Origin of the sequence: Pedobacter sp. AK017, from assembly GCF_014200825.1 — a bacterium.
Taxonomy (GTDB): Bacteria; Bacteroidota; Bacteroidia; order Sphingobacteriales; family Sphingobacteriaceae; genus Pedobacter; species Pedobacter heparinus.
Genome location: NZ_JACHCW010000050.1, coordinates 1 through 1025 on the forward strand (window position 1 = coordinate 1; position 1025 = coordinate 1025).

Consider the following 1025-nt stretch of genomic DNA (forward strand, 5'->3'; position numbering starts at 1 on the left):
GCCGGAATTCCAACCTATACACTGGGTAGTAATTTCAGTGATTTCAACCGTATACAACAGGTTGAAGCTGCCTTGAACTATGATAAGGCGATTGGCATGAACCACAAAATAACCGCGATGGGCATTGCTACCCAGACCACCAAAGAGGCTTCGTTCATTGTTCCTACTATTTTCAAAGGAATGGCAGGCAGGCTTACCTATGCTTATAAGGATAAATACCTTGCTGAAGGAAATGTAGGCTATAATGGTTCTGATGCATTTAGTAAATCGAAACGTTATGCATTTTTTCCTTCCGGTGCCCTTGGATGGGTAGCTTCAGAAGAAAGTTTTATAAAGGATAATGTTAAGTTTCTGGATTTTCTGAAGTTCAGGGGCTCCTATGGTGAAGTAGGGAATGACAGGCTCGGTTTCGGGTACAGCAACTTGTATATCTATTCATTTAGAAACCCGCTCGCGGCTGAGACTCCCGGTACCTCTACTACAGTTAACGGCTATTATAGCCTGGGAACTACGCCTACTCAAATCCTTCCGATCTTAGAAGGAACGTTGGGAAATCCAAACGTGACCTGGGAGGTTGCCCGCAAGGCAGATATCGGGGTGGAGGCAAAATTGTTTAAAAGCCGTCTCAGCTTTGAAGCAGATGTATTTCTGGAAAAGCGTAATGATATTCTGATCAACAGATTCGATATACCGTTGATTTCTGGTTTAGTACCAGCAAAGCTTCCTGCATTGAATGCCGGAAAGGCAACAAACAAAGGATATGAATTATCGCTTAGTTATTCTGACAACATTGGTGGCTTTGGTTTTACAGTAGGGGGTAATTATACTTTTGTCCGCAATACCATCGATTACATGGCTGAAACGCCGAAAAAATACCCATGGCAGGAACAGACGGGCAAACAAATTGGCATGCTTGCACCTCAATTTATCTGGACGGGTAAATTTTACAGTGAAGAGGATTTGACCAATAATGCTGTTCCCAAACCGGTTGCAAAAGTTTGGGCCGGCGAACTGATGTTTAAAGA

General features: G+C 43.1%; 1 protein-coding gene. It reads left to right on the plus strand.

Annotation, left to right across the window (positions count from 1 at the left end; translation table 11 throughout):
- Nucleotides 1-1025: TonB-dependent receptor domain-containing protein (locus HDC92_RS24985; RefSeq protein ID WP_183877592.1), on the plus strand; the 1025-nt coding region annotated here is incomplete at both ends.